17 protein-coding genes are annotated in these 15,403 nt (G+C 62.4%); 5 read left to right on the top strand and 12 right to left on the bottom strand.

Annotation, left to right across the window (positions count from 1 at the left end):
* The first annotated feature begins 101 nt into the window (after nucleotides 1-101).
* The 3 genes from PMI28_RS16075 to PMI28_RS30765 all read left to right on the top strand — a co-directional run bounded on the left by PMI28_RS16075 (nucleotide 102) and on the right by PMI28_RS30765 (nucleotide 2,374).
* A complete protein-coding gene (locus PMI28_RS16075) occupies nucleotides 102-1,232 on the top strand; it encodes a helix-turn-helix transcriptional regulator (RefSeq protein ID WP_007986294.1) in 1,131 nt (376 codons plus the stop codon).
* A 78-nt stretch (nucleotides 1,233-1,310) separates the two neighbouring features.
* Nucleotides 1,311-1,859: an ADP compounds hydrolase NudE gene (gene nudE / locus PMI28_RS16080; RefSeq protein ID WP_007986293.1), complete on the top strand. Its 549-nt coding sequence runs from the start codon at nucleotides 1,311-1,313 to the stop codon at nucleotides 1,857-1,859.
* A 347-nt stretch (nucleotides 1,860-2,206) separates the two neighbouring features.
* Nucleotides 2,207-2,374 carry a hypothetical protein gene (locus PMI28_RS30765; protein ID WP_007986291.1) on the top strand — a complete coding sequence of 56 codons (168 nt, stop codon included), beginning with the start codon at nucleotides 2,207-2,209 and terminating at the stop codon, nucleotides 2,372-2,374.
* 278 nt (nucleotides 2,375-2,652) lie between these two features.
* On the opposite strand, the gene dmpG is transcribed toward PMI28_RS30765, so the two are convergent.
* Genes dmpG through PMI28_RS16100 form a run of 4 tightly spaced genes read right to left on the bottom strand, consistent with a single transcriptional unit; the run spans nucleotide 2,653 to nucleotide 6,258 of the window.
* Entirely contained in the window at nucleotides 2,653-3,687 is a 1,035-nt protein-coding gene (dmpG, locus tag PMI28_RS16085; protein ID WP_007986289.1) for a 4-hydroxy-2-oxovalerate aldolase, read from the bottom strand.
* Nucleotides 3,688-3,700: 13 nt separating this feature from the next.
* The gene (locus PMI28_RS16090) at nucleotides 3,701-4,609 is read right to left on the bottom strand and encodes an acetaldehyde dehydrogenase (acetylating) (RefSeq protein WP_007986287.1); all 909 of its coding nucleotides are present in this window, start codon (nucleotides 4,607-4,609) and stop codon (nucleotides 3,701-3,703) included.
* Nucleotides 4,610-4,627: 18 nt separating this feature from the next.
* Nucleotides 4,628-5,419 (bottom strand): fumarylacetoacetate hydrolase family protein, encoded by a 792-nt coding sequence (locus tag PMI28_RS16095; protein ID WP_007986285.1) that lies wholly within the window; start codon nucleotides 5,417-5,419, stop codon nucleotides 4,628-4,630.
* Nucleotides 5,416-6,258: an alpha/beta fold hydrolase gene (locus PMI28_RS16100; RefSeq protein WP_007986283.1), complete on the bottom strand. Its 843-nt coding sequence runs from the start codon at nucleotides 6,256-6,258 to the stop codon at nucleotides 5,416-5,418. The genes PMI28_RS16095 and PMI28_RS16100 overlap by 4 nt, the downstream gene beginning before the upstream one ends.
* A 275-nt stretch (nucleotides 6,259-6,533) precedes the next feature.
* Between PMI28_RS16100 and PMI28_RS16105 the strand changes: the two genes are divergently transcribed.
* Complete coding sequence (locus PMI28_RS16105; protein WP_033063286.1) at nucleotides 6,534-7,304, top strand: SDR family oxidoreductase; 771 nt, start codon at nucleotides 6,534-6,536, stop codon at nucleotides 7,302-7,304.
* Nucleotides 7,305-7,417: 113 nt separating this feature from the next.
* Nucleotides 7,418-7,915 carry an SRPBCC family protein gene (locus PMI28_RS16110; protein WP_007986279.1) on the top strand — a complete coding sequence of 166 codons (498 nt, stop codon included), beginning with the start codon at nucleotides 7,418-7,420 and terminating at the stop codon, nucleotides 7,913-7,915.
* A 191-nt stretch (nucleotides 7,916-8,106) separates the two neighbouring features.
* Here PMI28_RS16110 and PMI28_RS16115 read toward each other — a convergent pair whose 3' ends face one another.
* The 8 genes from PMI28_RS16115 to PMI28_RS16150 form a co-directional block, all read right to left on the bottom strand.
* Nucleotides 8,107-8,541 carry a nuclear transport factor 2 family protein gene (locus tag PMI28_RS16115; RefSeq protein ID WP_007986278.1) on the bottom strand — a complete coding sequence of 145 codons (435 nt, stop codon included), beginning with the start codon at nucleotides 8,539-8,541 and terminating at the stop codon, nucleotides 8,107-8,109.
* Nucleotides 8,538-8,927 (bottom strand): steroid Delta-isomerase, encoded by a 390-nt coding sequence (locus PMI28_RS16120; RefSeq protein WP_007986276.1) that lies wholly within the window; start codon nucleotides 8,925-8,927, stop codon nucleotides 8,538-8,540. The genes PMI28_RS16115 and PMI28_RS16120 overlap by 4 nt, the downstream gene beginning before the upstream one ends.
* A complete protein-coding gene (locus PMI28_RS16125; protein ID WP_007986274.1) occupies nucleotides 8,928-10,130 on the bottom strand; it encodes an acetyl-CoA C-acyltransferase in 1,203 nt (400 codons plus the stop codon). It abuts the gene before it with no gap.
* 29 nt (nucleotides 10,131-10,159) lie between these two features.
* Nucleotides 10,160-10,618, bottom strand: a complete 459-nt coding sequence (locus PMI28_RS16130; RefSeq protein ID WP_007986273.1) for a MaoC family dehydratase — start codon at nucleotides 10,616-10,618, stop codon at nucleotides 10,160-10,162.
* Between the two features lie 2 nt (nucleotides 10,619-10,620).
* Nucleotides 10,621-11,403, bottom strand: a complete 783-nt coding sequence (locus tag PMI28_RS16135; protein WP_007986271.1) for an SDR family oxidoreductase — start codon at nucleotides 11,401-11,403, stop codon at nucleotides 10,621-10,623.
* Nucleotides 11,404-11,416: 13 nt separating this feature from the next.
* Entirely contained in the window at nucleotides 11,417-12,610 is a 1,194-nt protein-coding gene (locus PMI28_RS16140) for an acyl-CoA dehydrogenase family protein (RefSeq protein WP_007986269.1), read from the bottom strand.
* On the bottom strand, nucleotides 12,607-13,779 hold the full coding sequence (locus PMI28_RS16145) for an acyl-CoA dehydrogenase family protein (RefSeq protein ID WP_033063288.1): 1,173 nt from the start codon (nucleotides 13,777-13,779) through the stop codon (nucleotides 12,607-12,609). Before PMI28_RS16145 ends, PMI28_RS16140 begins: the two co-directional genes overlap by 4 nt.
* 150 nt (nucleotides 13,780-13,929) lie before the next feature.
* The gene (locus PMI28_RS16150; protein WP_007986266.1) at nucleotides 13,930-15,339 is read right to left on the bottom strand and encodes an ArnT family glycosyltransferase; all 1,410 of its coding nucleotides are present in this window, start codon (nucleotides 15,337-15,339) and stop codon (nucleotides 13,930-13,932) included.
* Between the last annotated feature and the right edge of the window lie 64 nt (nucleotides 15,340-15,403).

Genomic DNA, 15,403 nt, shown 5'->3' with positions numbered 1-15,403 from the left:
GGCAGCCGCCGGTCAGGCCCTGAGCCCGAGCGTTGCAAGGAGTCGATACCGGCGCTTATTCTCGGCCACCGCCAACGCTAATAATAAAAACGGTTTTCCCTATGCAGCAGAGCCTCAGCCTCGATACGTTCAGTGATTTGATCGGCAACCTCTATCAGGGTCCGCTGGAAAACATTCCCTGGGCTACGTTCCTCAATCAGCTCAACGTGCATCTGAACAGCAAGTACGTGACCTTCATCCTGCGTCCGCCCAGCGCCCACGTGGACGGCTTGATGGTCAACACCACCGGCACCTCGACCGAGGCGACCGCGTCGTACAACAAACACTTTTTCAGCCTCGACCCGTTTGTCGACCTGCCCAACCGCCAGGTCGTGACCCTCGCCGAGTTCGTCTCCAACGACGACTGGCAGAACTCCGAGTTCTACAAGAATTTCCTTGAACCTGTGGACGTGTTCCACATTCTCGGTGCCGACATCAACACTGTCGATGGCGCCCAGTGCCGCATTCGCATCAGCCGCGGACGTGATGACAAGCCCTTCGGCAACGAAGAAAAGGCCATGCTCACGCATTTCATTCCGCACCTGGAGCGTTCGATCAAGATCCACATGCAGCTCAACCGCATCGAAGCCGAGCGCAACCTGTATGCCGGCGCGGTGAACCAGATGGCGGTTGGCACGATCATCCTCGACGAGTCCGGCAAGGTGCTGCAGACCAACCAGGTCGCCGACCGGCTGATCCAGGAAAAGGACGGCATCAAACTGGTCAACGATGGCCTGCAGGTCGGTACGGCCCGGGACACCCAGGAATTCCGCCGACTGGTCAAGCAATCGCTGCTATCGCAGAAGAGCAGCAACCCGTCGGTGGTCGAAGCCCTGCGCGTGCAGCGGCCGTCCGGGAAAGCGGACCTGGGGATCATCGTGCGCTCGGTGCCATTGACGGACTGGAGCGAAGGCAAGCAGTGCCCGACCGTGGTGATTTTCATCAGCGACCCGGAGCAACAGTCCACCGCGCCGCAGGAAATCGTCCGCGCCCTGTTCGACTTCACCCCGGCGGAAACCCAGCTGGCGATGTTGCTGGCCAACGGCTTGACCCTCGACGAAGCCTCGGAAGAACTGGGCATCAGCCGCAACACCTCGCGGGCCCACCTGCGTTCGACCTTCTCCAAGACCGGCGTGACCCGCCAGACCATGCTGGTGCGCCTGATCCTGCGCAGCGTGGCAACCCTCGGCTAGCCGCCCTCGTCCGCTCGGACGATGGCGGCCCCCGTTGTACAGCGCACAGTGTATTCATCCCAAACAGGGGACTGCCCCATGCGCAACTGCCCAACCATCCTCAAGACTGAACTGCTGGCGCAAAGCGGCCACTTTCAGATCGAAGCCCTGCACCTGCAATTCAGCAACGGCCAGCAGCGGGTCTACGAACGCCTGCGCGGCACCGGTTATCGCTCGGTGATGCTGGTGGCGATGCCCGATCCACAGCATGTGCTGCTGGTGCGCGAATACGCGGTCGGTGTGGAAAAAACCATACTCGGCCTGCCCAAGGGCGGCGCGGAGCCCGATGAAGACTATTTGCAGGCGGCGCAGCGCGAGTTGAGTGAAGAAGTCGGCATGCGCGCCGAACGCCTCACCGAACTGGGCGAACTGACGCTGGCACCGGGGCATTTGTGCCATCGCTACCGGGTGGTGCTGGCCGAACAACTGAGCCCCTGCCAACTGCAAGGCGACGAACCCGAACCCCTGGAATGCCTGCGCATACCACTGGCGCAGATCCCCGAACTGGTGGCCCGCGGCGAACTCCACGAAGCCCGGGCAATTGCAGCGTTGTTCATGGCCATGGGCGCCCTTGCCCAACGAACCTGACACCACACAAAACCTGTAGGAGCGAGCCTGCTCGCGAAGGGGTCGGCACATCCAACATCCACGTCGCCTGACACTCCGCTTTCGCGAGCAAGCTCGCTCCCACAAGGGATTGCAACCAGACACAGATCCCGGGAACGCCCAATAAACCTGTGGGAGCGGGCTTGCTCGCGAAGAGGCCGGCACAGCCAACATCTACTTCGTCTGACACGCCGCCATCGCGAGCAAGCTCGCTCCCACAATGGGACGGGGCAGCTTCAAATTGATCGGCTAGTCCATTCGGACGAAGTCACCCTCGCGCTACCGCCATAACCTGTCTCTACAACAATAAAACCGTGTCGAGACCCATCATGCGCAAAACTACTTGTGCTTTGTTCATCATCCTCTGTGCGGGTACTTCCACCAGCCTGTGTCAATTGTTCAAAAATGAAGCCTACCGACCGACCACCGCGTACTTCAGCTGTTCGAGCGCGGCCATCAACTGCTATCCACCGGTGGTACGCAATCTGCTGCCCTGAGCGCCCTTCGCAACAGCCATAAAAACCACCGAATTCGGTAATGCCGATCAGTCAGGCGACCCCGGACGCTACGCCTTCCTTGTAGCAGCTGCCGAAGGCTGCGTCCGGCTGCGCAGCAGTCGTAAATCCGCCTTGCACGATCTATCTGAGGTACCGCGAACGCTGACTTTACGACTGCTGCGCAGCCGGACGCAGGCTGCGCCAGCTGCTACAGATTGCGTTGTGGCTTTACTGATCGGCATTAACCGAATTCGGTGGTTTTTTCGCTCCTGCAAGGATCAGGTCGGCAAGATCCCGCGAGCGCGAGATAGGGTCAGCGCCAGGTCTTCGATCATGTCCTCCTGCCCCCCCACGGTGCCGCGACGGCCCAACTCCACCAGCAGCTCGCGAGCGGCAATACCGTACTTCTGCTCGGCGCGTTTGGCGAACAGCAGGAACGAGCTATAGACCCCGGCGTACCCCAGGGTCAGGGCATCGCGGTCAAGACGGATCGGCTGGTCCATCATCGGCACCACCAGGTCTTCGGCCACATCCATGATCCGGTACAAATCGACACCACTGTTGACGCCCATCCGCTCCAGCACCGCGACGAACACTTCCAGCGGCGTGTTGCCCGCTCCCGCGCCAAGGCCCGCTACCGAGCCATCGATGCGCGCAGCACCGGCCTCGATGGCGGCCAGGGAGTTGGCGATGGCCATGCCCATGTTGTGGTGGCCGTGGAAACCGACTTCGGTCCCGGCGCTCAGCCCGGCGCGCAAGGCACCGATCTTTTGCGTGACTTCATCGGGCAGCATGTAGCCGGCCGAGTCGGTGCAGTAGATGCAGTTGGCGCCGTAGCTCTCCATCAGCCGCGCCTGCTCCAGCAGTTTCTCCGCGCTGACCATGTGCGCCATCATCAGGAAGCCGACAGTGTCCAGGCCCATCTTCGCCGACATGCCGATGTGCTGGCCCGACACGTCCGCTTCGGTGCAATGGGTCGCCACGCGAATGGTCGACACACCGTGTTCGTGGGCCATTTTCAGGTGATCAAGCGTACCGATCCCCGGCAACAACAGGGCCGAAACCTTGGCCTGCTTCATCTGCGGGATCACCGCAGCGAAATACTCCTCGTCACTGTGGGCCGGGAAACCGTAGTTCAGCGACGCACCGCCCAAGCCATCGCCGTGGGTGATTTCGATCAGCGGCACACCAGCCGCATCGAGGCCGGTGGCCACCGAGACCATTTGGTCAATACTGATTTGATGCTGTTTGGCGTGCATGCCGTCGCGCAGGCTCATGTCATGCAGACGGACGCTCTTACCTTGCAAATTCATAGCGATTCTCCACTCAACGGGCAGGCAGTTGCAGGGTGCCCTTGTGGGCTTCTTCGGCGAACATCTCGGCCGTGCGCAATCCGGCGGCGGTCATAATGTCGAGGTTGCCGGCGGACTTGGGCAGGAAATCACCGAGGCCTTCGACCTCGATGAAGATCGACACCTTGCGCCCGTCGAACACCGGTCCGTTGATCAGCTTGTAGCCAGGCACATAGCGTTGAACTTCGCGAACCATCTCCAGCACCGAGGTGCGGATCGCATCCTGGTTCGGCTCGTCATCGGTCAGGCAGTGGATGGTGTCGCGCATCATCAGCGGCGGCTCGGCCGGGTTGATGACGATGATGGCTTTACCGCGTCGGGCGCCGCCAATCTTCTCCACCGCACCGGCCGTGGTGCGGGTGAATTCGTCGATGTTCTGCCGGGTGCCGGGGCCGACCGAACCGGAGGACACCGTGGCAACGATTTCACCGTAGCTCACCGGTTGCACCCGCGACACCGCCGCCACCATCGGGATGGTCGCCTGGCCACCGCAGGTGACCATGTTGACGTTCATCGCCAAGGTTGCTGCATGTTCCTTGAGGTTGACCGGCGGCACACAGAACGGGCCGATGGCCGCCGGCGTGAGGTCGATCATGATCACCCCCAGCTCGTTGAGCTTGCGGCTGTTTTGCGCATGCACGTAGGCCGAGGTGGCGTCGAAGGCGATGCGAATATCGTCGTCGAGCACGTGCGGCAGCAAGCCATCGACTCCGCCGGCGGTGGTTTTAATGCCCATTTCCCGGGCGCGTTTCAGGCCTTCGGATTCAGGATCAACGCCGACCATCCATACCGGTTCGATCCATTCCGATCGGCACATTTTCATCAGCAGATCGGTGCCGATATTGCCCGGGCCGATAATGGCCGCTCTGAGTTTTTTGCTCATTGGGTCAAACTCCAAAAGTCAGGCGCAGAAAGACACCCGGGCACTGCCCAGGCCATCGATGGTCAGAGAAAAACAGTCGCCGGCACGGGCCGGTTCCAGTGGCACCAGGGAGCCGGACAGGATGATTTCCCCGGCCTTGAACGGAATGCCGAACGCGCCCAGGGTGTTGGCCAGCCAGGCCACCGCAGTCAACGGATTGCCCTGCACTGCCGAACCCAGGCCTTCGCTCAGGGGCTCACCATTCTTGAACACGCGCATGCGCAAGTTCGGCAGGTCCAGCTCACGCGGGTCGACCTGGCTGTCGCCCAACACGAACACACCGCAGGAGGCGTTGTCGGCCACGGTGTCCTGGATGCGGATGCGCCAGTCGTGAATCCGCGAATCGACGATCTCGAAGCACGGCATCACGTATTCGGTGGCGGCCAGCACATCCGCCTCGGTGATGCCGGGGCCGACCAGATCATGCTTGAGCTTGAAGGCGATTTCGCCCTCGGCACGGGGCTGGATCAGTTTGTTGGCCGACAGGGAAATCCGCGCATCGTCATCGAACGACATCTGCCGCGTGATGAAGCCGAAATCCGGCTGATGCACGTTGAGCATCTGCTGGACCGCCGCCGAGGTCACGCCGATCTTCTTGCCGACGATCCGGTCACCGGCCGCCACCCGACGCTCAATGGCGTACAGGGAAATGTGATAGGCGTCTTCGATGCTGATCGACGGCCAACGCTCGGTCAGCGGCGCCAGGGTGGAGCCGCTCAGCAGCGCCTGATAAAGCTCTTCGCCGAACTCACGGCGCAATTGCACGCTCATCCGCGGGCCTCCTGAAAAAACGCCAGGCACTGGCGGTTGAACAGATCACGGTGCTCGACCTGGACCCAATGTCCGCACTCACTGAGCATCACAAAGCGAATGCGTGAGCAATTTTCGAGCATGGTCCGGGCGCCGGAGGACGGGCAGAACTTGTCGTTCATGCCCCAGAAACCGAGGATCGGACACTGCAGTTCGCCCAAACGCGTGGTCATGTTCGGCACCTGCATGGTCGACAGCACACACACCGGCTGCTGTTGCACGACCGCCACGCGCTCGTTGACCGTTTCGTCGCTGATCAGGCTTTCGTCGAACAGTTGCAGGGCCAGCAGGCGACGCATGCCCGCCGCATCGTTCAGTTCACCCTTGGCGAAGGCCGCGCCCATTTTCTGGATGCCTTCCATCTGCAGGTAATACTGTTCTTTTTCCATCAGGCCACCGGGCGCCATCAACACCAGACGGCTGACCCGCTGTGGTTGGTCGAGGGCCAGTTTGATCGCGATCGCGCCGCCCAGGGAGTTGCCGACCAGCACGCAACGCTGGATATCCAGGGCATCGAGCAGACCGCTCAGGGCGGTAACAAAGAAGTCCAGAGTGTAGAGGGTGTCGGGTTTCTCCGAGGCGCCATAGCCCGGCAGATCCGGGACGATGACTCGATAACCGGCCTCGGCGAACACCGGGTAGTTCTGCTTGAAGTTGCTGTGACCGCTGGCGCCCGGCCCGCTGCCATGGATGAAAATCACCGGCTCGTCGCTCTCGCCATCCTTCCCGCTTACATCCACATAGCGCAGCTGCAAACCATCCGGCAGCGTAACGAAGTGCCCTTGCGCTGAAGCGCCCATAAGGTGTCCTCCCGGCCTGTTGTTGTAACCGGATTATTCCGACGGGCCGGCTGCGCAACATCGTCCGACAGGACTACGCCCCTGTACCTGTAGGAGCGAGCTTGCTCGCGATGGACGTCAACGAAAACGTGCCCAGCCTGACTGAACGCGTTGTCCAGACGTTTTTCGCGAGCAAGCTCGCTCCTACAGAAGTCTCTAGTCTCATCGGACGTTGGATTACAGGGACCACAGACCTAGCATCGACGGCATTCCCGAGCGGCAAAAAGAGAATTCCCATGCTTGATCCAATGGACTTTCGCGGCAAAGTGGTACTGGTCACCGGCGGTGGCAAAGGCGTCGGACGCGGCATCAGCCAGCGCTTTCTCGACTGCGGCGCCGAGGTGGTGATTTGCGGTCGCGAAGCCCCGCAATCCTTGCCCGCCAGCAGCGGGCGCGAGGCGCTGTTCGTGCCCTGCGACCTGCGGGATGTCGAGCAATCCGGGCACTTGATCGCGCAAATCATCGAGCGCTTCGGCCGCCTCGATGTGCTGGTCAACAACGCCGGCGGCTCACCGAATGCCGACGCTGCCACGGCTTCGCCGCGATTCAGCGAAGCGATCATTCGCTTGAACCTGATCGCGCCACTGAACCTGTGCCAGCAGGCCAACCAGCTGATGCAGGCCCAGGCCGACGGCGGCGCGATCATCAACATCTGCAGCGTCAGCGCCACCCGCCCCTCCCCCGGCACCGCAGCCTATGGCGCGGCCAAGGCCGGCCTGCTGAACCTGACCACCTCGCTGGCGGTGGAATGGGCACCGAAGGTGCGGGTCAATGCGGTGACCGCCGGGCTGATTCTCACCGAGCAGGCCGCCATGCATTATGGTGACGAAGCGGGCATTGCCCGGGTGGCAGCGACCATTCCGTTGCAACGCCTGGCCACCCCGCAAGACATTGGCGATACCTGTTTGTACCTGGCGTCATCGCTGGCCCGCTATGTCAGCGGCGCGGACATCGCGGTGCATGGCGCAGGCGAACGCCCGGCGTTTCTCGACGCGGCGCAATCCTGAAAAGATCGCAGCCTGCGGCAGCTCCTACAGTTGAACCTCAATCTCTGTAGGAGCTGCCGGGTGAAACGAGGCTGCGATCTTTCAAGCATTCAAATAACAAAAGGAGTTCCGGCATGCCCGCAATCGCCAGCCACAGTGTTTTTCTCGATCTCCCGCCACAAGCGGCCTGGGCCAAACTGCGCGACCTGAGCCTCGCCCCGCACTATGTGCCGGGGTTGACCGGTTGCCGGTTTCATCCCGGTGCAATGGAAGGTGTCGGCGCCAGTCGCCGGGTGTTGCGCAAGGGCGGTCAGTATCTGGATGAAAGCGTGGTGCAGTGGCAGGAAGGCACAGGGTTTGTGCTGCGGTTGCACAAGGGCAGCAATGACTCGCCCTTCCCGTTTCGCCAGGCCAGCTTCAGCTATGCCCTGAAAGCCGAGGGCGACGCGACCCGCATCACCCTGCAAATGAGTTACAGCCTGCGCGGTGGCAGGCTGTTTGAAGGATTGCTGGCCAAGGCCTTCAACAAGGTCGTGCAGCAGATTGCCGAGAACCTCAAGGCCTTCTACGAAACCGGCCGGACACAGAATCCGGATATAGCTTTGAGCACATCCAACATTGATGTTGCCTGACACACCGCCTTCGCGAGCAAGCCCGCTCCCACAGGGGATCGTGGGTGTTTGCAAATACCGGGGCACCACAAAAACTGTGGGAGCGGGCTTGCTCGCGAAGGGGTAGGCACATCCAACATTAATGCCGCCTGACACGCCGCCATCGCGAGCAAGCTCGCTCCCACAGAGGCAACCTCTGGAGTGAGCGCCCTTCAGGAACGCGCCACTTCCGAGTGAGCGGTAAAACGGGTGGCGACGATCTTCCATTGTCCGGCAATGCGCTGGTAACGGTCCTGATAGAACCCACCCAACTGCCGCGTCGCCCCGCTCTCGCCATCCACGTTGAAATACCACAGGGCCCAACGGCCCTGGGCTTGATCTTCATTCAGCACCTCGATTTCCGGGTTGGCACCATGATGCAGGTCGATCACCCGCTCATGGCAAGCCAGTTCGCGGTACAGCGCGACAAAACTGTCGCGCTCACGAAAGATCCCCAACGGACCATAGTCGATCAGCACTTCACCTTCGGCAAAGCAGTCGGCAATCACCTCGACCTGCTTGAGGTCGCAGGCATTGAGGTAGCGATGCTTGAGCTGGCGGATGTCCTCCAGCGTCTCCAGGCGGGCGATCCGCTGTTCCAGATTCATGCCGCACCTCGCGCCGTCACGTTGACCTCGCTCCAGAAGGCTTTCATCGACCGGATCTTGCCGTCGGCATCGAACTCCATCACGTCGATCACATGCAGCGAGCACGGTTGCCCGCCCCACTCCAAATCGACCCGGAACGGCATCGCGCCGCAACCGTTGAGCGTCGCTCGCACCGGGCCGGTCCGGGTCGCCGAGACTTTCATCGCCCCCAGTCCTTCACGGTAGAAACGCTCGATGGCTTCGATGCCCTGCAACGGCGCGTGGCCGACCGGGTCTTCAACCGTGGCGTTTTTGGCGTAGAGCGCGAGGATGCCGTCGATGTCGCCGGCATCCACCAGCTCCACGTAACGCGCCATGCTCTCTTGCACATGCTGTGCGCTGATCATTCAGACCACCTCGAACAGGGCAGCGGCGCCCATGCCGCCACCGATGCACATGCTCACCACCACATAACGCAAACCGCGACGCTGGCCTTCGATCAACGCATGGCCAACCATCCGCGCACCGGACATGCCGAACGGATGGCCGATGGAAATCGCCCCGCCATTGACGTTCAGACGCTCGGCCGGAATGCCCAACGTATCGCGGCAGTACAGCACCTGACAGGCGAACGCTTCGTTCAGCTCCCACAGGCCGATGTGGTCCATGGTCAGGCCGTGGCGCTTGAGCAGCTTGGGAATGGCGTACACAGGGCCGATGCCCATCTCGTCGGAATTGCAACCGGCGACGGCCATGCCGCGATAGATCCCCAGCGGTTCCAGGCCACGCTTCTCGGCCATTTTCGCGCTCATCAGTACCGAAGCCGATGCGCCGTCGGACAGCTGTGAAGCATTGCCGGCGGTGATGAAACGCCCCTTGTCGCTCCACTGACCGCCCGGCCATACCGGTTCCAGCGCTTTCAGGCTTTGCAGGCTGGTGTCGATGCGGTTGCACTCGTCGCGCAGCAGGGTGACGGACTCATGGCGGGTTTCGCCCGTGGCCTTGTCGACGATCATCTGGCGGCTGGCCAGTGGCGCGAGCTCGCGATCGAAGCGCCCGGCGCTCTGGGCCTGTGCGGTACGCAGCTGGCTCTGGTAGCTGTATTCGTCCTGCTCGTCGCGGGAGATGCCATAACGTGCGGAGACGATCTCGGCGGTTTCGATCATCGGGATGTAGGCGTGCGGGTCCAGTTCGATCACCGAGCCCGACTGGTTGCGATAGAGGTTCTTGTGCTTGTTCTGCACCAGAGAAATAGACTCCAGGCCACCGGCTACGGCGATGTCGATTTCGTCGCACATGATGCCTTTGGCGGCCATGGCGATGCTCATCAGGCCCGACGAGCACTGGCGTTCGACGGCCATCCCGGCAACCGATGCCGGCAAGCCGCCGGCAATCGCGCACAGACGCCCCAGGTTGTAGGACTGGGTGCCCTGCTGCGCGGCGGCGCCGATGATCACGTCGTCCACTTCACCCGGCTCGATGCCGGCACGGCGCACGGCTTCGCGCACCACATGGCCGCCCAGTTGCGGCGCTTCGGTGTCATTGAATGCACCACGAAAGGCTTTGCCGATCGGGGTGCGGGCGGTGGAAACGATGACGGCTTCTTTCATGTTCAAATCCTCGAAAACTCTGTTGAAGGTCAGGCCGGGTAATAGCGACTGATGGTGTCGACCACACAGCCGGGACGTTCCTCGCCGTCGATGTCGACGCTGACGCGGATGGTCGCCTGCACGCCGCCCTTCACTTCCTCGACCGCGATCAATTGCGCACTGCCGCGCACCCGCGAACCGACGCGCACCACCGAAGGAAAGCGCACCCGCTCACAGCCGTAATTGACGCCCATGGCCAGGCCACGGACCTCGACGATCTGCGGCAAGAACAGATTGACCAGCGACAGGCTCAGGTAGCCATGGGCAATGCAGGCGCCAAACGGGCCATCGGCGGCCTTGAGCGGATCGACGTGAATCCACTGGTGATCGCCGGTAGCGTCGGCGAACCGGTCGATGCGGTCCTGCTCCAGCAACAGCCAGTCGCTGACGCCGAGTGATTCGCCGACGGCGTCGAACAAGGCCATCGGCGTGTCGAAAATACGTGGCATGTTCAGGCCCTCTGGCTGGACACCGACAACACTTCGCCGGTCATGTAGGAGCTGTAGTCGCTGGCCAGGAACATCATCACGTTGGCCACTTCCCAGACTTCGGCGGCACGGCCGAACGCTTCGTTGGCGGCGAGTTGATCGAGCACCGACTGGGGCGCGGATTTGCGCAGGAAATCGTGCAAGGCAATGCTCGGGCTGACCGCATTGATGCGAATGCCGTAGTCGGCCGCCTCGACTGCTGCGCAGCGGGTCAGCGCCATCACGCCGGCCTTGGCGGCGGCGTAATGCGCCTGTTCTTTCTGTGCGCGCCAGCCCAGTACCGAGGCGTTATTGACGATGACCCCGGCACGCCGCGCCATCATTTTCGGCAGCATGGCGCGGGTCATGCGCATGGTGCCGGTGAGCGTCACATCCAGCACCCGGTTCCACTCTTCGTCGCCCATTTCCACCAGCAAGCGCGAGCCGCCAAGACCAGCGTTATTGATCAGCACATCGACGCCTTGCAGATCACGCTCGGCGCCGGCAATCAGTTGCTGCACCTGGGCTTCGTCGGCGACGTTGCAGACCTGGCCGAAGACCTGTTGCAGCCCGGTGGTTTCGCGGATTTTCACCACTGCCTCGGCCAAGCGGCCTTCATGGATATCGCTGATCATCAGCGCCCGGCAACCTTCCTCGGCGGCGCGCACGGCGGCGGAAAAACCGATCCCGGCACCCGCCGCCGCCGTGATCAGCACCGACTTGCCGCGCAGCAGGCCGCGACCTTCAACATATTGAGGTACAGACATGAACTCTCTCCTTTCAGGCACGCGGACGCGGTTCTTTGGGCATTCCCAAGGCGCGCTCGGCGATGATGTTGCGCTGGATTTCGTTGCTGCCGCCGTAGAGGGTGTCGGCGCGGCTGAACAGGTACAGCGACTGCAAACGGGTCAGTTGGTAGGGCGCGGCTTCGAGCAGTTCCGCTTCGGCGCCGAGGACGTCCATCGCCAACTTGCCGAGGCTGGCGTGCCAGGTCGACCAGAACAGTTTGTAGATGGTCGCCTCCTTGCGCAGCGAACCGCCCTGGCTACCCGAGAGCATGCGCAGCGAGTTGTAGCGCATGATCCGCAGCCCGCTCCAGGCTTCGGCCAGGCGCTGGCGCAGGAGCGGATCGCGGTCGGCACCGTTGGCTTTAGCAATGGCGATGATTTCGTTGAGCTCGTTCTGAAACTGCATCTGCTGGCCCAGGGTAGACACACCGCGCTCGAAACCCAGCAGCGCCATGGCGATCTTCCAGCCTTCGCCCGGCGCGCCGATGATGTTGGCGGCGTCGGTGCGGGCATCGTCGAAGAACACTTCGTTGAATTCCGAGGTACCGGTCAGTTGCTCGATGGGCCGCACGGTGATTTGCGCCTGGGCCATCGGCACCAGCAGGAACGACAGGCCGCGATGGCCGACACTGCCCGGCTCGGTGCGGGCGATCACGAAACACCAGTCTGACTCGTGAGCCAGGGACGTCCAGACTTTTTGCCCGTTGATCACCCAACTGCCGGTCACTTCATCCAGCGTTGCGCGGGTCTTGACGTTGGCCAGGTCGGAACCGGCGCCCGGCTCTGAATAGCCTTGGCACCAGAAGCTGGTGCCGCTGACAATCCCCGGCAAAAAGCGCTGTTGCTGTTCGACCGAGCCAAACGCGGCAATGGTCGGCCCGGCCAGCCCTTCCCCGATATGCCCCATGCGACCGGGGCCGCCGGCGCGGGCGTACTCTTCATTGAAAATCACTTGCTGAGTGATCGACAAGCCACGCCCACCGTGCTCCGGCGCCCAGCCGACGCAGGTCCAGCCGCCCTCGGCGAGTTTGCGCTCCCAGGCTTTGCGCTCCTCGGGAAACATGTGCTCATCGCCCGGACCGCCGCGAAAGCGCAGGGCTTCGAATTCGCCGCAGAGGTTGGCGCTCATCCAGTCGGCCACTTCCTGGCGGAAGCGTTCGTCCTGCTCGCTGAAACTGATTTTCATCGCTGCTCTCCAAGAATGACCGCGGCAATCCGCTCGCGATGCCAGGCCGGTAGCCCGAGGAAGCTCTCGCTGGCGCGGGCGCGCTTGAAGTAGAGGTGCGGGTCGTATTCCCAGGTGAAGCCGACGCCGCCATGCAACTGGATCGACTCGGACGCGCAGTGGAAATAGGTCTCGGAGCACTGCGCCTTGGCCAGCGCCGCCGCCAGCGCCAGCTCGGCCGCCACTTGCGGATCCCCCTGTGGATCGAGGACTTCCTGGGCCACGCACGCGGCGTAATAACTGGCCGAACGCGCGCATTCGACTTGCAGCATCATGTCGGCGGCGCGGTGTTTGAGGGCCTGGAAACTGGCAATCGGACGACCGAACTGCTGGCGTTCCTGCATGTAGGCCACGCTGAGGTCGAGCACCTGCTGCGCGCCACCGGTCTGCTCGGCGGCCAGGCCGATGCAGGCCAATTGCAGGACCCGCTCCAGATGCGGCCAGCCGTGACCGAATTCACCCAGCAGCGCGTCGGCTTCAAGGTACAGGCCCTTGAGCTGGATCCGCGCCTGGCGTCGGGTCTGGTCCATGGTTGGCAGCATTTGCCGCTCGATGCCTGCCCTCACTGCGTTCACAGCAAACAGGCTAATGCCCTTTTCGCCAGTGGTTCCGGGTTGTCGTGCGGCAATGATCAACAGATCAGCGCCATGGCCGTCGAGTACATGTTTGAGGGTGCCGTCGAGGACAAACCCGTCGCCCTCGGCCACCACCGTTGCCTGGACGTCGTCGGCCGACCAGCCGTTGGCACTGCTGAACGCCAGGGTCGCGGTCACGCTGCCGTCGGCGATCGAGGGCAACCAGCGCTGCTTCTGTTCGTCATTGGCAGCCAGCAACAATGCGGGGGTGGCCATGCAGGCGGTGGCGAAAAACGGCGAGCACAGCAAACGCCGGCCCATCTGTTCCAGCAGGATCGCCAGTTCGACAAAGCCCAGCCCAAGGCCACCATAAGTTTCGGGGATATGAATCGCCGGCCAGTACATTTCCTGGCACAGACGCTGCCAGAGGGCTTCATCAAAACCCCGTTCACTGACCATTGCCGCGCGCACGGCGGCAGAATCCGAGACATCGGCGAGGAAGCCCTCGGCCGATGCGCGGATCATTTCCTGTTCGTCGCTGAATGCAAACTCCATCGCGGCGCCTTCTGCTCGTTTGGCGGGGCGCGCGTGGCGCAACACCCCTTTGAGCATGAAGTTTGGCGCCGGCCGGACGCGGCAGAATCGTTAGCCCTGCCTAGTCCGAACGGGTGATGTGCTGGCGTGGGTGTTCGGCCGCGAAGTCGATCAGCGGCAGTCACCGCCCATGCGCACCAGCAGCGCTGAGCGGTCCGGTTTCAGGTACGGGTTGATTTCACCGACCTGGCATGACGCCAGGTTTTGCAGTTCCGGTGCGAGGGGTTCTTGCACAAACAACAGCCCTGCGGGACGGGACTCGGACTGCAACTGCGCCACCGTCAGCGGCGCCACTGGCCGGCCCATGTAATAGACCAGACGGATATCCGGCTCACCGAGGGTATAAGCCTTCTGACCCGGCTGCCCGTCGGCCAGCGTGGCAATCTGCTCAAGACCGCCAACCCGGTGCGACAGCACCCGCGCTTCGACGAACATGTAGAACACGACGAACCCGGCCAGCATCACGTAGGGCACAACGGCCAGGACCGTGCGCCAGCGCCCCTTCAGGTCATCGAGCAGCGCCGACCAGTGCATCGCCAGCAGCAACGCCATCGACGGATAAACCGGCAACAGGTACTTGCCATGCTTTTCGGTGAACAGGGAAAACACCAGCAGTGGCAACAGGCTGCAGCACAGCAGCATGCCGGCCTCGCGGCGCGAGCGGATCATTGCCCAGAATTTACGCGGCTGCACAAATACGATCAGCCAGAACGGGAAGAAATCACCGGCCAGGTACAGCAGATAGGCGTACCAGGCCTCGGCGCCCTGCCCGTCGATCTTCTTCACGATGTCTTCGCTGATGATCGAGGCCCAGATGCCCCAGCCCTGATTCACCGACACCGCCAGGTACCAGGAACTGCCCAGCACCACGGCAATCAGCCAACCCCAACCGTCGCACAGATACGCCTTGGCCCGCGCATCGCGGTAGATCAAGGCATAGGCCAGGATCGGCGCCGTCACCCACAACAGGCAAACCGGCCCTTTGGTCAGCAGTGCACAACCCAGCAGCACGTAGCTGAGCCGACTCCACCAGACCCGGCCTTGCTGGAAGATGAATTGCCAGGCCGCCAGCAGCGCGCCGAAGCACAGCAGGGTCAACAGCATCTCGATTTCCGAGCGCCGTGCGAACAGGCTGAAGGCACCGTTCGCGGCCAGGAACACCACGGCGAACAACCCGACCTGCCGCCCTGCCTGGCGGACGCCGTACAGATAGGTGCCAAAACAGCACAGGGCGGCGGCCAGCGCTGAAGGCAGGCGCACGCTCCACTCGGACAAGCTGCCCAGTACTGCCGTCGAAACCAGGCCGGCCCAATAGAAAAACGGCGGCTTGGACAAGTACAAGTCGCCGTTCATGTAAGGCAGCAGCCAACTCCCTGCCTCGCGCATTTCGCGCACGGTGACGGCGCGGCGGGCCTCGTTGACACTGAGGAACGGCACGCTGCCCAGCCCCCAGAAAAACAGCAGCGCAATCGCGATGGCCACAAGCAACGTAATATTCCGGGTCGATAACGATCCGCGCATGACCTACTCCTTCAGGTGTTTACTTTTGGCGATCAACTGCAAGTTGCGAAAATAGACGATGGAG

It is taken from the genome of Pseudomonas sp. GM48, from assembly GCF_000282335.1.
In the GTDB taxonomy this organism is placed as follows: Bacteria; Pseudomonadota; Gammaproteobacteria; order Pseudomonadales; family Pseudomonadaceae; genus Aquipseudomonas.
Note: the sequence above shows the minus strand (reverse complement) of the source record. Positions and strands in the feature narration are given on the sequence as shown.

Coding starts and splice junctions, on each gene's coding strand:
- PMI28_RS16140 (WP_007986269.1), bottom strand. CDS start 12,610: ATGAAAATCAGTTTCAGCGAGCAGGACGAACGCTTCCGCCAGGAAGTG.
- PMI28_RS16100 (WP_007986283.1), bottom strand. CDS start 6,258: ATGGGCGCTTCAGCGCAAGGGCACTTCGTTACGCTGCCGGATGGTTTG.
- PMI28_RS16105 (WP_033063286.1), top strand. CDS start 6,534: ATGCTTGATCCAATGGACTTTCGCGGCAAAGTGGTACTGGTCACCGGC.
- PMI28_RS16120 (WP_007986276.1), bottom strand. CDS start 8,927: ATGATCAGCGCACAGCATGTGCAAGAGAGCATGGCGCGTTACGTGGAG.
- PMI28_RS30765 (WP_007986291.1), top strand. CDS start 2,207: ATGCGCAAAACTACTTGTGCTTTGTTCATCATCCTCTGTGCGGGTACT.
- PMI28_RS16095 (WP_007986285.1), bottom strand. CDS start 5,419: ATGAGCGTGCAATTGCGCCGTGAGTTCGGCGAAGAGCTTTATCAGGCG.
- PMI28_RS16150 (WP_007986266.1), bottom strand. CDS start 15,339: ATGCGCGGATCGTTATCGACCCGGAATATTACGTTGCTTGTGGCCATC.
- PMI28_RS16125 (WP_007986274.1), bottom strand. CDS start 10,130: ATGAAAGAAGCCGTCATCGTTTCCACCGCCCGCACCCCGATCGGCAAA.
- PMI28_RS16115 (WP_007986278.1), bottom strand. CDS start 8,541: ATGAATCTGGAACAGCGGATCGCCCGCCTGGAGACGCTGGAGGACATC.
- PMI28_RS16130 (WP_007986273.1), bottom strand. CDS start 10,618: ATGCCACGTATTTTCGACACGCCGATGGCCTTGTTCGACGCCGTCGGC.
- PMI28_RS16075 (WP_007986294.1), top strand. CDS start 102: ATGCAGCAGAGCCTCAGCCTCGATACGTTCAGTGATTTGATCGGCAAC.
- PMI28_RS16090 (WP_007986287.1), bottom strand. CDS start 4,609: ATGAGCAAAAAACTCAGAGCGGCCATTATCGGCCCGGGCAATATCGGC.
- PMI28_RS16135 (WP_007986271.1), bottom strand. CDS start 11,403: ATGTCTGTACCTCAATATGTTGAAGGTCGCGGCCTGCTGCGCGGCAAG.
- PMI28_RS16145 (WP_033063288.1), bottom strand. CDS start 13,779: ATGGAGTTTGCATTCAGCGACGAACAGGAAATGATCCGCGCATCGGCC.
- PMI28_RS16110 (WP_007986279.1), top strand. CDS start 7,418: ATGCCCGCAATCGCCAGCCACAGTGTTTTTCTCGATCTCCCGCCACAA.
- dmpG (WP_007986289.1), bottom strand. CDS start 3,687: ATGAATTTGCAAGGTAAGAGCGTCCGTCTGCATGACATGAGCCTGCGC.
- nudE (WP_007986293.1), top strand. CDS start 1,311: ATGCGCAACTGCCCAACCATCCTCAAGACTGAACTGCTGGCGCAAAGC.